This window comes from Psychrobacter sp. T6-1 (assembly GCF_052258445.1).
The window spans coordinates 1-845 of sequence record NZ_JBQQFC010000617.1; the positions used below are offsets into that span (position 1 = coordinate 1).

General features: G+C 49.0%; 1 protein-coding gene. It reads right to left on the reverse strand.

From position 1 onward, the window contains the following. The coding region (locus ACTXGO_RS14965; protein WP_443575078.1) for an NADH pyrophosphatase zinc ribbon domain-containing protein at nt 1–691 on the reverse strand (691 nt) is incomplete at its 3' end. Nucleotides 692–845 lie beyond the last annotated feature (154 nt).

Consider the following 845-nt stretch of genomic DNA (forward strand, 5'->3'; position numbering starts at 1 on the left):
GCACGACCGCATGCTCCAAGCTTTCGCCTACTTCGACGAATCCTGCAATCAAGCCATATTGCAAAGGCAGCTTGAGGATACCGTAGCGATGATGATGCGCCAATAGTATCTGCGTCTCACCTGTAATAGGGTTAGGGCGAGTGATAGCCGTGATAACACAAGGCTGTACGCGAGGATACTGACGCAAGTTGCAGATGGGACATACCATAGAGCGATCGTTTTGCGCGGCTAATACAACGGGAGCGGCGCAGCGACTACAGAATTGGGTATCTGCTTGCCAGCGCAATAACTGCATGGCTTGACTGAGCTGATCGCAAAGGGCGGCTGGCAGCTCGGTTATCAGCTGACGATAAGCCACAAACGCAGTTGTGTCGGTTAAGGGCAGCTTAATATTATGAGTAAGTGCGTAGTCATAACTAATCGCTATCGTCTCAGCTGCATTATCATAAGCGACCATGTGAGACGTTGTGCTATCAGAGACATCATCAGATCTAACTGCGCTATAGTGCTCAGGGAGCATGTGATGAGGCGCCACACTCTCAAAGAGTTGCACGCGACCAAGCTGATACTTTGGCGCCTCGCTGCTATTAGCATCCTCTAAATGTGGCAGCGCTACGGACAAAGGACGCATACCATCAGGCGTTTGTTGGCAAAGGATAGTATCGTCGTTGAGTATAAAAGCGCAGGTCATCGCACACTATCCAAAATTAAAGTTATAGTATTATTGCAACGGGGCATCACTATGAAGCCTAGCAGCACTATGGAGCATAGCAGCCAGTCGCCTTTAACGAGTCAGTTTAAAAGAGCATCACGCAGCAAACAATTGACTCAAACTATACTGACCC